Annotated in this window: 12 protein-coding genes and 1 tRNA gene; 9 read left to right on the forward strand and 4 right to left on the reverse strand. The window is 66.8% G+C overall.

Annotated elements, in window-relative coordinates:
- The first annotated feature begins 409 nt into the window (after positions 1–409).
- Positions 410–2881 (forward strand): hypothetical protein, encoded by a 2472-nt coding sequence (locus WDM86_14785; protein MEI9991299.1) that lies wholly within the window; start codon positions 410–412, stop codon positions 2879–2881.
- A 168-nt stretch (positions 2882–3049) separates the two neighbouring features.
- On the opposite strand, the gene WDM86_14790 is transcribed toward WDM86_14785, so the two are convergent.
- Positions 3050–3934, reverse strand: coding sequence for an alpha/beta hydrolase (locus WDM86_14790; protein ID MEI9991300.1), 885 nt, complete (start codon positions 3932–3934; stop codon positions 3050–3052).
- 124 nt (positions 3935–4058) lie between these two features.
- Here WDM86_14790 and WDM86_14795 point away from each other — a divergent pair, with 124 nt between their 5' ends.
- The 4 genes from WDM86_14795 to WDM86_14810 all read left to right on the forward strand — a co-directional run bounded on the left by WDM86_14795 (position 4059) and on the right by WDM86_14810 (position 7541).
- Positions 4059–5603, forward strand: a complete 1545-nt coding sequence (locus WDM86_14795) for an AMP-binding protein (GenBank protein MEI9991301.1) — start codon at positions 4059–4061, stop codon at positions 5601–5603.
- Positions 5596–6327: a gamma-glutamylcyclotransferase gene (locus WDM86_14800; protein MEI9991302.1), complete on the forward strand. Its 732-nt coding sequence runs from the start codon at positions 5596–5598 to the stop codon at positions 6325–6327. Before WDM86_14795 ends, WDM86_14800 begins: the two co-directional genes overlap by 8 nt.
- Positions 6328–6473: 146 nt before the next feature.
- The gene (locus WDM86_14805) at positions 6474–6926 is read left to right on the forward strand and encodes a MaoC family dehydratase (protein ID MEI9991303.1); all 453 of its coding nucleotides are present in this window, start codon (positions 6474–6476) and stop codon (positions 6924–6926) included.
- Positions 6927–7019: 93 nt separating this feature from the next.
- Complete coding sequence (locus WDM86_14810) at positions 7020–7541, forward strand: GxxExxY protein (GenBank protein MEI9991304.1); 522 nt, start codon at positions 7020–7022, stop codon at positions 7539–7541.
- Here WDM86_14810 and WDM86_14815 read toward each other — a convergent pair.
- Together WDM86_14815 and WDM86_14820 are read right to left on the reverse strand one after the other, a co-directional pair.
- Entirely contained in the window at positions 7492–7770 is a 279-nt protein-coding gene (locus WDM86_14815; GenBank protein MEI9991305.1) for a TMEM165/GDT1 family protein, read from the reverse strand. The two genes, WDM86_14810 and WDM86_14815, sit on opposite strands and share 50 nt — an antisense overlap.
- Before the next feature lie 223 nt (positions 7771–7993).
- Positions 7994–9970: a phospholipase D-like domain-containing protein gene (locus tag WDM86_14820; GenBank protein MEI9991306.1), complete on the reverse strand. Its 1977-nt coding sequence runs from the start codon at positions 9968–9970 to the stop codon at positions 7994–7996.
- Between the two features lie 212 nt (positions 9971–10182).
- Between WDM86_14820 and WDM86_14825 the strand changes: the two genes are divergently transcribed.
- The 4 genes from WDM86_14825 (at position 10183) to WDM86_14840 (ending at position 14989) form a co-directional block, all read left to right on the forward strand.
- Positions 10183–11517: a sorbosone dehydrogenase family protein gene (locus WDM86_14825; GenBank protein ID MEI9991307.1), complete on the forward strand. Its 1335-nt coding sequence runs from the start codon at positions 10183–10185 to the stop codon at positions 11515–11517.
- A 272-nt stretch (positions 11518–11789) separates the two neighbouring features.
- Positions 11790–11866 (forward strand) — tRNA-Pro (locus WDM86_14830).
- A gap of 267 nt (positions 11867–12133) precedes the next feature.
- Positions 12134–14641, forward strand: coding sequence for a CHASE3 domain-containing protein (locus WDM86_14835; GenBank protein ID MEI9991308.1), 2508 nt, complete (start codon positions 12134–12136; stop codon positions 14639–14641).
- Between the two features lie 27 nt (positions 14642–14668).
- A complete protein-coding gene (locus WDM86_14840) occupies positions 14669–14989 on the forward strand; it encodes a hypothetical protein (GenBank protein MEI9991309.1) in 321 nt (106 codons plus the stop codon).
- Between the two features lie 223 nt (positions 14990–15212).
- Here WDM86_14840 and WDM86_14845 read toward each other — a convergent pair whose 3' ends face one another.
- Positions 15213–16001 carry a TorF family putative porin gene (locus tag WDM86_14845; protein MEI9991310.1) on the reverse strand — a complete coding sequence of 263 codons (789 nt, stop codon included), beginning with the start codon at positions 15999–16001 and terminating at the stop codon, positions 15213–15215.
- Between the last annotated feature and the right edge of the window lie 184 nt (positions 16002–16185).

Consider the following 16185-nt stretch of genomic DNA (forward strand, 5'->3'; position numbering starts at 1 on the left):
ACCTTCTTTTGAGAAGATCATTCGCACGACGAGATCGACGACCGCATTACGCTGCACCTGGTCAAAAATGCACGGCGAGCGGTGAAGTGCTTCCGACTCCAACGCGTCTCGCAAAAACTCCAACCGACCCAATCAGATCAACTACTTAGTTGGCGGACGTTTAACCCGACATTAACGCTGATGGCGGAATGTCCGCTTTGCATCGGTCCATCGGAGTGACCGCTGCAAAACGGGTGATGAACCATTCTTTACACTACATCTTGACACCGGTACTTATCGTAGCGGGTGCAGTGCTAAGTGAGTCGAAATGCGGCCTGACATTCCCTGGAACGTGGCGGGTATTCCGTCCGAGGCCCGCGAAGCAGCGAGAGCCGCAGCGCGTCGGGAAGGCCTGTCCGTCGGCGAATGGATGACCCGGAGAATCCTCCGCAGCTTTTCCGACACACCGGACGACATGACCCCAGCCCGCGAACAATGGCCTTCCAACAGCGGCAGCTACGCCGCCGCGGCGAACAAGGACGGCTATGCCGCCGCGCCGGAGCAGCGCGCCACCGCGCAGCGCCGCGACACCGCCGACATGCTGGCCCGCGTCGCGCGCAGCGAGACCGAAAGCAACGACGTCTATCGCCGCATCGAGGAGCAGCTGCGCAGCGTCGCGCGCCGCCTGGAATCGGCCGAGCGCAACCAGACCGAAAACAACCGCGCCATGAGCAAGGCCGCGGCCGAGATCAACATCGCCGCGCGCGAGCAGGCGGTCGCCTTCGACCAGCTCGGCGGCAATGTGCTGGGCCTCGCCGACCGGCTCGAACGGGTCGAGCGCACCAGCGCCAATGACGGCACCCGCGACGCGATCAAGGGCCTGCATCAGGGCCTGTCGCGCCTCGCCGACCAGATCGCCGCGACCGCGAACCAGTCCGCCACCCAGATCGGCGCGCTCGCGACCAATCTCGAATCGCTCGCCGGCCGCCTCGCCCAGGCGCGCCAGGAGAGCGAGCAGGCGACCAGCGGCATCGACCAGCGCGTCGGCCAGATCGACCACAAGGTGGCGCAGATCGACCAGCGCCTCGGCCATGTCTCGGCGATCGACGAGCGGCTGCGCGCCGTCGAACGCGCCGCCCAGGCGAGCAACGACGTCCTCACGCATACCGTGCAGAGCATCGAGGCGCGCAAGGACGAGGAAGCCTCCGCCCTGCGCCGCGACACCGAAACCGCCAGCGCCATCGCGCGGCTCGAAGACAATGTCTCGCGCCTGGAAGCGCGCGGGCCCGATCCCGCGATCGACCGCCGCCTGTCGAGCATCGAGCGCAGCCTGGCCGACATCGTCAGCCGGTTCGACGCGCCGCAGCCCAACGACGCGCTCGAGGACAATCTCAAGCGTCTCGCCCAGCGCATCGACGCCACCGAGGCGCGCCAGCGCGACCAGGTCGCCGAACTGCGCGCCGCGATCGACAAGCCCAATCCCTTCGCCCCGGCCGAGCCGGCGCATCCCTTCGTCGCCAGTCCGGCGCCGCAGCCCGCCTTCGCCCCGCCGCCGGCTTTCGCGCCGCAGCAGACCTTCGAGGCGCCGCCCTTCGCCGAAGCCGCCCATCCCTTCCCGGCGGGCGCTGATCCCTTCGCCCAACATCCCTACGAGGCCACCGCCACCGCGTTCGGCGCGACCGACGCGACCTTCGGCGGCGCCGCCGCGTTCGGCGCCGATCCTTTCGCCGCCGCGCCGCCTCCTCCCGTCGTGGAGGAGCCGGGCAATTATCTCTCCGCCGCGCGCCGTTCCGCCCGCGCCGCCGCCGCCCAGGCCGAGGCCGAGCGCGGCAGCCGCATGAGCGGCTTCTCCTGGGGCGCCGCCGCCGCGACGCCCGCACCGGCCAAGCCCGGCTCGTCGCGCAAGACCTTCGTGTGGATCGCGCTCATCGTGCTGATGGCGGTGATCGCCATCGCCGCCGGCGCGGTGCTGAGCCAGAAACTGTCGTCGAATTCGACGCACAGCGTCAGCATGCTGTTCCCCAAATCCGACAGCCCGGCGCCGATCCGCGTTGCGGCCGACACTACGCCCCAGGTCGATGCCGGCGAAGCCGCGACCAGCCCCGTGACCGTCAAGCCGCTCGCGGCGCCGCAGACGGTCAAGCCGGCGCGAGTCCATGCCGTCCCGGCCCCGACGGCGTCCGCGACGACCGTTCCGGCGCCCGCCGCCACCGTGCCGGCGACAACCGCCACGACACCGCCCGCCACCGCACCCAAGCCGGTCCAGGCCGCCGCGCTGACGCCGCTCGACCGGCTGACCGCGCAGGCCAATGCCGGCAACGCCCGGGCGGAGCTGATCGTCGGCCTCAAATATCTCGACGGCGACGGCATCCCGGTCAGCGAACCCGACGCCGCAAAATGGCTGGAGCGCGCCGCCGAGCAGGGCATGCCGGTGGCGCAATATCGTTTGGGCACGATGTATGAGCGCGGCCGCGGCGTGAAGGCCGATCCGGCGCGCGCCGTGCATTGGTATTCGCTCGCGGCGCAGGCCGGCAACCGCAAAGCGATGCACAATCTCGCCGTCGCTTATTCCTCGGGCGCGGGCACGACGAAGAATCTCGCGGAAGCCGCGCGCTGGTTCTCCAAGGCGGCGGCGCTCGGCCTCGCCGATTCGCAGTTCAACCTCGCGGTGCTCTACGAGCGCGGCATGGGCGTGCCGCAGAGCCTGATCGACGCCTACAAATGGTACGCCATCGCGGCGGCGAGCGGCGACACCGAGTCCCGGTCGCGCATCGACGCGCTGGGTTCGCAGCTCTCGCCCGACGACAAGGCGGCGGCGCAGAAGGCCGCCGAGGCCTTCCGCCCGCAGACCCCCGACCCCAAGGCCAACGTCGCGCCGCAGATGAGCGACGTCGCGGGCTGAAAAACGGTGTCATGGCCCGCGAATGCGGGCCACCCAGGTGACACGAGATCGGGCCTCGAATCGCGAAGCACAGATTCGACTCACGCGGAGCCGCGGAGAACGCGGAGGTTCGTGAAGACCTCCGCGTTCTCCGCGCCTCCGCGTGAATCATTTTGCGCTTCGCGCGCTCTATCCCGTTATCCGCCCCATCCGCGCGATCTCGTCCTGCACCACGTCGGGCCGCTCCATCGGCAGGAAATGCGTCGTCCCCGGCACTTTTATCGTCCGCGCGTCGCCATGCAGCCGCGCCACGAGCCGCACCTCGCGCTCGCGCGCCGTGCCGTCGCCCGCATAAAGCAGCGTCAGCGGGCAGCGCACCTGCCGCGCCAGCCGCGCGATGCCCGGCGGCGCATGCTGGAACACCGACGACTCCCACGCCGGCTCGCAGGCCAGCCGCATCTCCGTCCCGTTGCCGGTCGGCAGAAGCCCGCCGCGCAGATAATCGGCGATCGTCTCGTCCGGCCAGGTCTTGAACGCGCCCCGGCCGCGATAGGCCGCCAGCGCGGCCTCGAACGACGGAAAGATCGCGCGCCGTTTCGCCGCCAGCGCCGCGAGGTTCGTGTTGCCCGGCGGGGTTCGCCCCAAGAGGCGCATCACGTAAGCGATCTGGCGGCTGAAGCGCGGCACCAGCACCGGCTCCACCAGGACAAGACCGCGCACCAGCTCGGGCCGCGCCGCCGCGACCATCAGGCTGGTGATCGCGCCCATCGAATGCCCGGCGAGGATCGCCGGCCCGGCCGCGAGCCCATCGAGGATCGCCGCCAGATCCTTCCCGAAGGTGAACCAGTCGGCGAGCGGCCCCGGCACGGCGGGCAGCGTCGTGAATCCATGGCCGCGCAGATCGGCGGCGGCGACACGAAAGCGGCCCTGCAGCGGCGTCAACAAGCCGCGATAGGTCTGCGCATCGAACCCCGTCGCATGCGCGAAGTGCAGCAGCGGCGCCTCGCCCGCTCCTTCCAGATACGACACCTCGCCATCGGCGAGCGCCATTTTCTTGCGCACGAAATCGGGCATGCCCCGATGTGGCGGGCGAAGCGGCGCCTGTCAACCTGACGGCCGCGTCAGTGTCCTTTACGCGCCCGCCCTTCGCGCCCTACAAATTTCGCCAACGATATTCAGAAAATACCGGGAAACGCGCATGCATCCGACGATTGTCGCCCAGACGACGCCCGACAAGCCCGCCGTCATCATGGCCGCGACGGGCGAGACCATCACCTTCGGCGAGCTCGAAGACCGTTCGAACCGTGGCGCCCAGTTCTTCCGCGCGCTGGGCCTGAAGGCCGGCGACGGCATCTGCATCTTCATGGAGAACAATGCCCGCTATCACGAGATCTGCTGGGCGGCGCAGCGCGCCGGTCTCTATTTCACCGCGGTGTCCTCGCGCCTCACCGCCGGCGAGGTCGAGTACATCGTCAAGGACGCGAACGCGAAAGTCCTGATCGCCGGCCACAGCCTCGCCAAGGTCGCCGTCGAGGTCGCGCCGCTGATCCCCGGCGTGACGCTCCTGATGGTCGGCGGCACGATCCCCGGCTACGCATCGTATGAAGACGAAACCGCGAAGATGCCGGCCACGCGCATCGCCGACGAGACCGCCGGCGCCGCGATGCTCTATTCCTCCGGCACGACGGGCCGGCCCAAGGGCGTGCGCCAGCCGCTCTCCGGCCTTGCCATCGACACACCGACGCCGCTGGCCGGCCTGGTCGCGATGCTCTACGGCATCAACGCGGAGTCGATTTATCTCTCCCCCGCGCCGCTCTATCACGCCGCGCCGTTGCATTATTCGATGACGGTGCAGCGCCTCGGCGCCACCGTCGTGGTGATGGAGCATTTCGACGCCGAGGCGGCGCTCGCGGCGATCGAGCGCTACAAGGCCAGCGCCAGCCAATGGGTGCCGACCATGTTCGTCCGCATGCTGAAGATGCCGGAGGACCAGCGCCTCAAATACGACGTGTCCTCGATGAAATCCGCGATCCACGCCGCCGCCCCCATCCCGATCGAGGTCAAGCGCAAGATGATCGACTGGTGGGGCCCGGTGCTGCACGAATACTATGCCGGCACCGAGGGCAACGGCATGTGCTACGTCAATTCCGCCGACTGGCTGGAGCATCCCGGCACGGTCGGCAAATCGCTGGTCTCTCCGGTCCATATCTGCGACGACGAAGGCAACGAGCTTCCGGCTGGCGAGGAAGGCACGATCTATTTCGCCTCCGCGGCGCAGTTCTCCTATCACAACGACCCGAAGAAGACGGCGGAGAGCCGCCATCCCCTGCATTCCGAATGGTCGACGCTGGGCGATGTCGGCAAGCTCGACGCCGACGGCTATCTCTACCTCACCGACCGCAAGGCGTTCATGATCATTTCCGGCGGCGTCAACATCTACCCGCAGGAAGCGGAGAACCTGCTGATCACCCATCCCAGGGTGGCCGATGTCGCGGTGATCGGCGTGCCGAACGAGGATTTCGGCGAAGAGGTGAAGGCGGTGGTCCAGCCGCTCGACTGGAAGGACGCGACGCCGGAATTCGCGCAGGAACTCATCGCCTATTGCCGCGCGCGGCTTTCCCCGATCAAATGCCCGCGGTCCGTCGATTTCGACCCGGAGCTGCCGCGCCATCCGACCGGCAAGCTCTACAAGAGGCTGATCCGGGACCGCTATTGGGGAAAACGCGAGTCGCGCATTGTCTGACGAAGAGGCCAAACCGGAAGACCCGTTCCAGCCGCTCGGCCGCGAAATGCGGCGCGAGGACTTCACGCCCGAGCGCGTGCGGCGCATCGCCGACGCCGCCATCGCGCGCGGCGGCATTCCCCTGATGTCGGAAGAGGCGCGCCGCGCCTCGCTCAACGTTATTCGGCGCAGCGTGCCGGAAGGCACCGATGCCTGGGTGTTCGGCTATGGCTCGCTGATGTGGAATCCCGCGATCACCGTCGCGCAGAGCGCGAAGGCGCATGTGCGCGGCTATCACCGGCTGTTCTGCATCGCCCAGCGCGTCGGGCGCGGCACGATGGAAAAGCCCGGCCTGACGCTCGGCATCGACCGCGGCGGCTCGGTCGCCGGCATCGCCCACCGCATCGCCGCCGCCGATGTCGAGAGCGAACTGTCGATCCTGTGGATGCGCGAGATGCTGTCGGGCGTCTATGAGCCGCGCTGGATCGGCGCCGATATCGAAAGCGAGGGCCGCACGCGCGTGCTGACCTTCGTCGTCAACCGCTATCATCCGCGCTATGAAGGCGCGCTGGCGCCGGAGGCGGCGGCGGAGCGCATCGCGCGGGCGCAAGGTCCGCTCGGCACCAACCGCGACTATCTCTACCGCACCGCGGCGCACCTGGCCGAACGCGGCATCGAGGACGGCCCGATCAAGAGCCTCGAAGCCCGCGTGCGCGCGCTCGCCAACGAACCGATCGGGGTTTGAACGTTGGTTCCTTCCCCGCCCCTTTATTCGTCATTGCCCGGCTTGTCCGGGCAATTCAATTTCTTCCCGCCGGAGAAATTGGATCGCCCGCATGAAGCGGGCGACGACGGTGCTGGTTTCAGAAACGTCACGACAGGAGAGTCAGAATGCAAACCGCAACCTTCGAGACCGTCGCCGCGCTTGCCGGCCAGGAGATCGGCGTATCCGACTGGGTGGAGATCACCCAGGAGCGCATCAATGCTTTCGCCGAGGCCACCGGCGACCACCAGTGGATCCATGTCGATGTCGAGCGCGCCAAGACCCAGATGCCCGGCGGCAAGACCATCGCGCATGGCTATCTCACCCTGTCGCTGATCCCCTGGCTGACCGGTGGCATGCTGCGGATCGACGGCGTGACGCGCGGCATCAATTACGGCTCGAACAAGGTGCGGTTCACCAACATGGTTCCGGTCGGCTCGAAGGTCCGCGCCCGCCAGAAGCTGATCAGCGCCGAGCCCAAGGCCGGCGGCATGCAGCTCATCAACGAGGTGACGATCGAGATCGAAGGCCAGACCCGCGCCGCCTGCATCGCCGAAACCATCAGCCTGATCTATAAATAGAGTTCCTGTTTCGTTCGCGACACGTGGCGACGCTTTTCGCACAGCTCCGCGATACATCCGAGCGATCCTGCTTCCTGCGGGGAGGATCGCTCGATGGATGTGGCACGCGGAGCCGCGGAGAACGCGGAGGTCATCCGGTCGCTGGACGACGTAACAGGTTTGATCGTCGATGCCTCATACCGGCTCCATGCCAGGCTTGGCCCTGGCCTTTTGGAGTCGGTGTATGAAGTCGTGCTGGCGCGCGATCTCGCGCGCCGCGGACTCCTCGTCGAGCGTCAGCACGCAGTTTCCTTCGAATATGACGGCCTCCAGTTCGACGACGCTTACCGTGTGGATATCTTGGTCAATCGTTGCGTTGTCGTCGAAATCAAGTCCGTCGAGCGTGCGCTGCCGGTCCACGCGAAGCAGTTGCTGACCTATCTCAGACTTTTGAATCTCTCGGTCGGATTGCTCGTCAATTTCGGTGCTCCAACGTTCAAGGAAGGCGTCCAACGGATCGTCAACCGGCTGCCTTCCTCCGCGTCTCCGCGGCTCCGCGTGAATCAAACACCGGCGTGGGTTTCGATCACGCGCCCCGGAAATGCGACGCCACCGTCCATACGCCGATGGCGATGAAGCCCAGTCCCGCGATCAGCTTCAGCGGAATGAAGGTCAGGTAGCGCTCGGCCATCGTGCCGAGCGCGACCGCGATGGCGGTGGACAGCACCAGCGCCGTCGCGGCGGCGAAGAACACCGGCCAGGCGGAATTCTTCTCGTCGCTGGCGAACAAAAGGGTTGCAAGCTGGGTCTTGTCGCCGAGCTCCGCCAGGAAGACGGTCGAGAAGATGACGAAGAGTTCGCGCATGACGGGCCCGCCTCGGTTGCGTGGCCTTTCTGCCCCATCGCGCGCGCAAACCCAACCGGTTTGGCGATGCCGCCGGTCTCCAAAATTCTAACAACAAAATGAGGTGTCATGGCCCGCGACTGCGGGCCACCCAGGTGACATCTGCTCCAGTGGAGCGGGTTCACCTGGGTCCGCCGCATTCGCGGCGGATGACACCTGTGATGTAATCAACTGAATTGCGCGCCTACCGCCGCGCCTTTTTCGTCTTGCGCGCGGCCTTCTTCCCGACCTTTTTCTTCGTGATCTTCTTCACGGCCTTCCGCGCTGGTGTCTTCTTCTTGGCTTTCTTCTTGACCGTCTTCGTCGCGGCCTTTTTGGCGGTCTTCGGCTTTGCCGCCTTCTTCTTAGCCGGTGTCCCGCCCGCCTTCGCCGGCCCCTTCGGGATCGCCGACCAGTCGACCGACTTCACCGCCGCCACGCCCGCCGGCAGCGGCAGGTCGGCGAACATGTAGCGGTCGCGCAGCCGGATGCTCGTCTTGTCGTAGTAGGCCTTCCACCATGGCGCGCCGGCGCCGGGCATCGCCGGATACCAGAGGCACAGCGGCTTCACGACGGTCGCCGCCGCCATGTGCTTGCGGAAGGAGTAGTGATCGAACAGCTTGACCGCCTCGATCATGTAGAGCCCCGCGATCACCGGATCGTGGATCTGGATCAGGTTGTCGCCATTGGCCTTCTCGCCGCCCGCCGCGAGATTGGACGAGCCGGTGAAGACGAGCGGCTTGGCGTCGTTGAAATCCACCACGATGAACTTGTGATGGATGTGCATGCCGGGCCCGCCATTCCATTCCTTCTTGAACGGCTCGGGCACCTTGTCCTTGAGGAAGGCGAAGGGCGTCACGTCGCCCATCTGGCCGTCGGCGTTCTGCACCGCAAGGCCGGTCGCGGTCTCCACCGTGCCGTAGGAGAAGATCGTCGGCGCGCCCGCGATCACGCGCAGCGAATCCAGCACCGAACCGCCGCCCGACGGCGCCATCACGGCGAACAGCACCGAGCTCTTGGCGGCGCGGATCGCGTCGCTCACCGGCCCCAGCGAAATCGCGTCGTCCTTGTGCGGCGACAGCGCCACCGAGGATTGCGGCAACGCCGCGCTGTCCGCGGCGCTGATCGTGTTGTAGCCTTGGGCGATCGCCGCCTTGGTGAAGGCGCCGGTCTGGACGTCGCCGGCCCAGGCCGCGTCGAACGCATCGGCGAAATAGCCCGCCGTCGTCGCGTCATCGGCCACCATGATGTTGTTGGCCTGGATATAGAGCCCGCGCAGCGAGAAATTCATCGAGCCGAACAGGACCTTCTGCGCCTTGCCGCTGGCATCGCGCTTGACGATCACCTTGTTGTGCTGGAAGCGCGAGAAGTGCCCCTGCTTGACGTTGGCCGCGCCGGCCGCGGCCTTGAGCATCTTGGCGACGTCGATCTCCACCGCGCCGGCCTTGGTGTGCAGCGGGGCGTTGTCGAGGATGGCGCGCAGCCGGCCCTCCGTGCCCCAGCCGCAGAACGCCTTGATGACGTCCGGCTCGTCGATGTCGTAGACCAGGATGTCGATCTTCGCGGTCCTGTCGGCGTCGCATTCGGCGATGAAGTCGAACAGGTGCTTGCGCGCGTCGGCGCCGAGCCAGACATATTGCGGCACATAGGGCTTGGTGTCGAAGTCCGCTGTTTTCTTCTTCGGCCGGATATCCTTGTTCTGGAATTTGTCGACATAGGCCTGCGAGGACGCATAGCCACGCGTGAACGCGACGCTGAAATTGCCGTGCGCCGGTCCCGGTGGCTGGACCGTGACGCTGGCGCTCGGCCCGTCGGTCATCGCCGGCCCGCCGCCGCTGAAATACTTCGCCACCACGCGATAAGTTATGGCCGACGTGAAATCCTGCGCCAGCACATCGACCCAGCGGAATTTCTGGAACGGCGCCTGGTCGGAGGGCGTCCATTCGCGCTCCTCCGGCGTGGTGTCCTTGGTGACGGCGGCGGTGAAGTTCAGCCGGTTGGGAATGGCGATCTCGGCCGCGCCGCCCACCTTGCGGTAGATGGCGAAGCCCGCGAGGTTCTTCGACTGGGTGTCGACCGCGCCGTCGGCCAGCGACATGGCGATCAGCACGGCATTGTCGCCCGGATAGGCGGTGACGGTCAGCGGACCCGACGTGATGGTGACCTGGCCGGTGGCGCCCATGGAAACCTCCCTCTCGCCGATGCGGACGCGCAGCCGCGTGCCGGAGCGGGCGATGATCGACGCGATGTACGACAGAGATGTTTCGCGAGAACGCCGCGAGGAACGGCGAGACTATGTCTCGCCGCGCGCGTCGTCAAACGCGCGGCCGGGCATCCAAGCCGGAACGAAAGGTGTAAGCTCACGTTCCTGCGATAAGCCGAAACGGGGAAGCCATGCGTATCCTGAAATGGATCGGAATTTGCCTGGTGGTCGTGATCGCGGCCGGCGCCGTGCTGCTGTGGACGGCCGGCGACACCGCGAAACTGCCCGCTTTGGCCGGCTATGGGCCGAGGCCCGAACTGCCGGCGCCGCATCCGACGCTGATCCCGACCATCAATCAGGCCAAGGGCGTCGGCTGGCCCGCCGGCGCCAGGCCCACGCCGGCAGCGGGTCTCGCCGTCGCCGCCTTCGCCGACAAGCTCAACCATCCGCGCTGGCTTTATGTTCTGCCGAACGGTGACGTGCTGGTGGCCGAGACCAATTCCCCGCCCAAGCCGGACGACGCGAAGGGCATACGCGGCTTCGTCGCCGGAATCATCATGGGCGGCGCCGGCGCCGGCACGGCAAGCCCCAACCGCATTATCCTTTTGCGCGACACGAACGGCGACGGCGTCGCCGACCAGCGCTTCGTCTTCCTCTCGGGCCTCAATTCGCCTTTCGGCATGACGCTCATCGGCAACGATTTCTACGTCGCCGACACCGACGCGGTGCTGCGCTTTCCGTATCATGCGGGCGACACGGCGATTGCCGACAAGGGCACGAAGATCGTCGATCTGCCGGCCGGCACGATCAACCATCACTGGACCAAGAACGTCATCGCCAGCCGCGACGGCACCAGGCTCTATGTCACGGTCGGCTCGAACTCCAATGTCGGCGAGAACGGCATCGCAGCCGAGGCCGGCCGCGCCGCGATCTGGGAGGTCGACCTGAAGACCGGCGGGCATCGCGTCTTCGCCTCCGGCATCCGCAATCCCAACGGCATGGACTGGCTGCCCGGCGCCGACACGCTCTGGGTCACGGTCAACGAGCGCGACGAGATCGGCAGCGATCTCGTCCCCGACTACATGACGAGCGTGAAGGATGGCGGCTTCTATGGCTGGCCCTACAGCTATTACGGCCAGCACGTCGATGCGCGCATGCAGCCCCAGCGCCCCGACCTGGTGGCAAAGGCGATCGCGCCGGACTACGCGCTCGGCGCCCACACCGCCTCGCTGGGCCTGGTGTTCTCCGACGCGGCGAAACTCGGGCCGGACTACGCCCATGGCATCTTCATCGGCCAGCACGGTTCCTGGAACCGGAACCCGCGCGCCGGCTATCGCGTGATCTTCGTGCCCTTTACGGGCGCCAAGCCGAGCGGCGAGCCGAAGGAGGTCCTGACCGGCTTCCTGTCGCCCGGCGGCGAGGCCCAGGGCCGCCCGGTCGGGGTGGCGATCGACAAGTCCGGCGCCCTGCTGGTGGCCGACGATGTCGGCGACACGGTGTGGCGGGTGACCCGGAAGGCCCCCTGACGTTCGGTTCGGAAATTCACACCCATGGTGTCATCCGCCGCGAATGCGGCGGACCCAGGTGACGCCTGTGGGGTAAGGCGTCACCTGGGTGGCCCGCATTCGCGGGCCATGACACCTTTTTGCTTGGCGAGCGTCCGTCCCGATTAGGTTCGCCCGGGGTCGTAAGGCCGGTTGCGGCCCCCAAACGCCCTCTATATAAGGTCGCCTCCCGCGCCGGGGCCCCCTGGGCCCAGGCGAAAAGAATGAGGCGCTGCCCGGCGCCAGACCGGCATCGGAGAGTAGCTCAGCCTGGTAGAGCACTAGCTTCGGGAGCTAGGGGCCGGAGGTTCGAATCCTCTCTCTCCGACCATCCGCCTTCGCTGCGCTACGGCGTGATTGGGGTGTGGCCCGGTCCTGCGGCGCAGCGAAGGCGGATGCCACGCCGTGGCCGTCCGTAGCGACAGCGTATGGACGGGCGAAGGCGGGCCGTTGCCCGTCCTTCGCTTGGAGTGCCCCCTCCACGAGGCTGAAAGCAGTTTCCGCTGAAAACTTTCCATGAACAGCCGAATGCGCGGAAATTGGAACCGATTGAGTTGAATGGCGTTCTACTCACGGCGAGATGGGCGTGGGGGAATGTGTGGCCGCCAATCGATGGATTTTGCTGGCGGCGGTACCGCTCTTCCTGGTCCTCGCCGGCGTGGTCTATCTGACGGCCGCCTTCGCCGAGAACGAGCGCCAGGAACAGGGCTGGATCGTCCACACCTATCAAGTGATCGATTCGCTGCGGGCCGTCCTCGCCGACGCCGCCGACGCCGAGACCGGTGAGCGCGGCTATCTGCTGACCCACAAGGCCATCTATCTCCAGCCGTTCCACGCCGCCAAATTGCGGACCGCCCGCGACCTCGACCGCTTCGACGCCCTGACGCGCGACAATCCCGAGCAGCAGACACGCGCCCGCAGCCTGCGCGGCCTCGTCGAAGGACGGCTGCGCCTGCTCGACCGCGTGATCGCGCTCAACGCCACCGTGGCGGTGTCGCCCGCCATGATGGCGCTGATGGACCGGGGCAAGGCCGCGATGGATTCGGTGCGCCTCATCATTTCCGCCGGCCTCGCGGAGGAGCAGCATCTGCTCGCCCAGCGCATCCAGAACCGCCGCGACGTCGAGCGGATGGAGATCCTGAGCGCCGTCCTCGCGGTCATCGTCGCCCTGATCGTCCTGCTCATCGCCGCCGGCATGCTGGTGCGCAACAACATGCGTCTGGAGGTCAGCGAGGCGATCCGCCGCCGCCAGGCCAGCATCCTGCAGGCGACGCTCGACAACATCCGCGACGGCATCCTGGTGTTCGACGAGGCCGATCGCGTCGCCGCGTTCAACAACGTGTTCTTCCGCCTGATGGACTTTCCCGAGCGGCTGGCCGCCATCGGCGCCGCGCTCGACACCTTCAAGCAGTTCGACGCCGCCCAGTCGCGCCGCGCCTTCTCCGAAGTCGTCATCGCCCCCGGCGGCGAGAACCGCTATGAGCGTTTCGCGCGTGCCGAGCGCGACCTCGACGTCTATCGCGCCGCCGTGCCGGGCGCCGGTTTCCTGGTCGCCGCCGCCGACGTCACCGCCCGCGTCCGCGCCGAGGCCGCGGTGCGCCAGTCGCAGAAGATGGAAGCGGTCGGCCAGCTCACCGGCGGCGTGGCGCACGATTTCAACAACCTGCTGCAGATCATCAGCGCCAATCTCGACCTCGCGGCGGCCGATGCGCGCGCCGATCCCAAGACCGCCGAGCGGTTGCAGAACGCGATCTCCGCCGTCGAGCGCGGCTCGCGCCTGACCGCCCAGCTCCTCGCCTTCGCGCGGCGCCAGGCGCTCGATCCGCGCTCGACCAATCTGGGGCGGCTGCTCCACGACATGACCGACCTCTTGCGCCGCACGCTGGGCGAGCGCGTCGAGATCGAATCGATCGTCTCGGGCGGGCTGTGGAACACCCTGGTCGATCCCTCCCAGGTCGAGAACGCAATCCTCAACCTCGCGATCAACGCCCGCGACGCGATGCCGGACGGCGGCAAGCTGACCATCGAACTCGCCAACGCCTATCTCGACGACAGCTACGCCGCCCAGCATGCCGAGGTCACGGCCGGCCAATACGTCATGCTCGGCGTCAGCGACACCGGCACCGGCATGCCGCCGGAGGTCGTGGCGCGGGTGTTCGATCCCTTCTTCACCACCAAGCCGGAAGGCAAGGGCACCGGCCTCGGCCTCAGCCAGGTCTACGGCTTCGTCAAGCAGTCGGGCGGGCATGTGAAGATCTACAGCGAGCCGGGGCAGGGCACGACGGTGAAGATCTACCTGCCGCGCACCAGGAAGCCGCAGGAGGGCCTCGATCCGGTGTCGATGGCCGATGTCGTCGGCGGCAGCGAGACCATCCTGGTGGTGGAGGACGATGCCGGCGTCCGCGCCGCCGTGGTCGATATCCTGGCCGATCTCGGTTACGCCGTGCTCAAGGCCGAAAGCGCCGAGCAGGGCCTGGCGGTGATCGCCAGCGGCGCGCGCGTCGATCTTCTGTTCACCGATGTCGTGATGCCGGGCCCGCTCAACACCCGCGAATTCGCCCGCCGCGCGCAGGAGCTGCGCCCCGGCCTCAAAGTGCTCTACACCTCCGGCTACACGCAGAACGCCATCGTCCACAATGGCCGCCTCGACGACGACGCGCATCTGTTGTCCAAGCCCTATCGCAAGGACGACCTGGCGCGGAAGATCCGCGGCCTGCTCGACGACGTGGCCGAGCCCGCTCCCGCCGCACCCGCGACTCCGCGCAAGGTACTGGTGGTGGAGGATGTCGGCCTGATCCGCATGACGACGGTGGACATGGCGCAGGAGCTCGGCTTCGACACCGCCGAGGCCGGCGACGGCGCCGAGGCGCTGGACATCCTGCGCAGCGATCCGGCGATCGAGATCCTGCTCACCGATCTCGGCCTTCCCGGCATGAACGGCCGCCAGTTGATGGCGGAGGCGCGGCGCCTGCTTCCGAACCTGAAGATCGTCATCGCCAGCGGCTATTCGACGGAGCCCGAGGCCGGCGGCATCCCCTCCGGCGCCATCATCCTCACCAAGCCTTTCGACCTCGGCGCCCTGAAGCGGGCGCTCGAAAGCGTGTAGGATGCGCCGCCCGCGAAGGACCACGCCTTGACCAAGGAAGAACTGAGCGCCTGGGCGCTCGCCAATGGCTGGCAGACGATCGGCGGCCATCTCAGCCTGACCAAGCCGTCCCGGCCGTCGGAGGCGATCGTGCGGCTGGTGCTGAAGGGCACGGTGGTCCAGCTCGAGATCAAGAAGCCCGCCGGCAAATGGGAGAAGATCAAGAGCGTCGCCTATGGCGCCATCGAGCCCGATCCCGAGACCGGCCTGCCGCGCGGCCTGGGCTTGGACACCATCGCCGGCTTCTCCAGCCTGATCCAGGACAACAAGCTGCGCGCCGTGTTCGCGAAAAAGCCGGACGCCGGCTGAGCGGCGTAGAGCAAGTTGATTTCAGGCTGATTTATTCCTGTTGGTGTCATGGCCCGCGAATGCGGGCCACCCAGGTGAAATTTGCTGCGGTAGTGCAGATTTCAGCTGGGTCCGCCGCATTCGCGGCGGACGACACCGAGTGGTGCAGTGCTCTGCTCTCCAAAGAAAAAGCCCGCGGGGTTTCCCCTGCGGGCTTTTCTTCGTTCGATCGGTACTTACGCGATCACGGATTCAGCACGTCCGGGATGCTGTAGGTCAGCGTCGCCACCACGCCGGTCGTGCAGATCGTGTTGCTGACCGCGCCGGAGAACATGTAGAAGCTGCAACCCACCTTATCCAGATCCGTGCCGTTGGCGCGCACGTCGAGCGCCCAGTGGCGGTAGGTCGCCGTCAGGCCGATGTCGAAATGCGTGTAGTCGGTCGGCGCCGCGTCGACCCACTGATGGCCGACATTGCCGCTGATCGACAGCCAGTCGGTGAGCGGATAGGACGCCGTGCCCTCGATATAGCCGCCGGTGCCGCCGCCCAGGCTGAACTCCGGCGAAACCGCGCCGGTCGCCGTCAGCGCCAGGTTGCCGAAGCTGTGCGAGAGCTGGAAGATGCCTTCGAAAAAGCTGGCCTTCTTCGGTCCCAGGAACAGCTTGTTGGCGTCCGGATAGGAGTAGTAATAGGCCTCGACGTTCAGGTCGGTGCCGTCGAGATCGAAGTGCTTGCCGCCATAGATGTCGAGCTCGTAGGACGGGTTGCCGCCGACGATCGGCAGGCCCAGCCAGTCGATCTTCGAGGTCCACACGCCGGCATAGAAGCCGTCCGGACCGCTCCAGTTGACCGACGCCTGCGGCGCGAACTGGCTGTTGTTCTGGGAAATGCCGCGGAAGCGATAGTCGCTCTGCACATCGACATAGGCCGAGAGCGTACCCCAATCGTCGTCGGCGAAGGCCGGAACGGTCGTTGCCGCAAGGCCGGCAAGGCTCACGGCGCCCAGCAGCAGTTTCGTGGAAAGATTCTTCATATTCAGCCCTCTCGTTAGCGGCAAATCTCGCGCACGCACTAGCAACGCCGCGCCGGGATCGACTTTTGTGACCGGCGCGTAAAATTTCAATACGAAGACAGCATGTGTACGCACGTTTCGTGCGCTGGAGCGCCGGTTTCAGGGGGGCGTTGTTGCGGCGCAACACATGATTGCTCGAAAGCTG

Source organism: Rhizomicrobium sp. (genome assembly GCA_037200045.1).
Taxonomy (GTDB): domain Bacteria; phylum Pseudomonadota; class Alphaproteobacteria; order Micropepsales; family Micropepsaceae; genus Rhizomicrobium.

What these genes read in the sequence shown, in the direction of transcription:
- WDM86_14785 (MEI9991299.1), top strand. Translation starts at nt 410, where the DNA reads ATGACCCGGAGAATCCTCCGCAGCTTTTCCGACACACCGGACGACATG.
- WDM86_14790 (MEI9991300.1), bottom strand. Translation starts at nt 3,934, where the DNA reads ATGCCCGATTTCGTGCGCAAGAAAATGGCGCTCGCCGATGGCGAGGTG.
- WDM86_14795 (MEI9991301.1), top strand. Translation starts at nt 4,059, where the DNA reads ATGCATCCGACGATTGTCGCCCAGACGACGCCCGACAAGCCCGCCGTC.
- WDM86_14805 (MEI9991303.1), top strand. Translation starts at nt 6,474, where the DNA reads ATGCAAACCGCAACCTTCGAGACCGTCGCCGCGCTTGCCGGCCAGGAG.
- WDM86_14810 (MEI9991304.1), top strand. Translation starts at nt 7,020, where the DNA reads ATGGATGTGGCACGCGGAGCCGCGGAGAACGCGGAGGTCATCCGGTCG.
- WDM86_14815 (MEI9991305.1), bottom strand. Translation starts at nt 7,770, where the DNA reads ATGCGCGAACTCTTCGTCATCTTCTCGACCGTCTTCCTGGCGGAGCTC.
- WDM86_14820 (MEI9991306.1), bottom strand. Translation starts at nt 9,970, where the DNA reads ATGGGCGCCACCGGCCAGGTCACCATCACGTCGGGTCCGCTGACCGTC.
- WDM86_14825 (MEI9991307.1), top strand. Translation starts at nt 10,183, where the DNA reads ATGCGTATCCTGAAATGGATCGGAATTTGCCTGGTGGTCGTGATCGCG.
- WDM86_14845 (MEI9991310.1), bottom strand. Translation starts at nt 16,001, where the DNA reads ATGAAGAATCTTTCCACGAAACTGCTGCTGGGCGCCGTGAGCCTTGCC.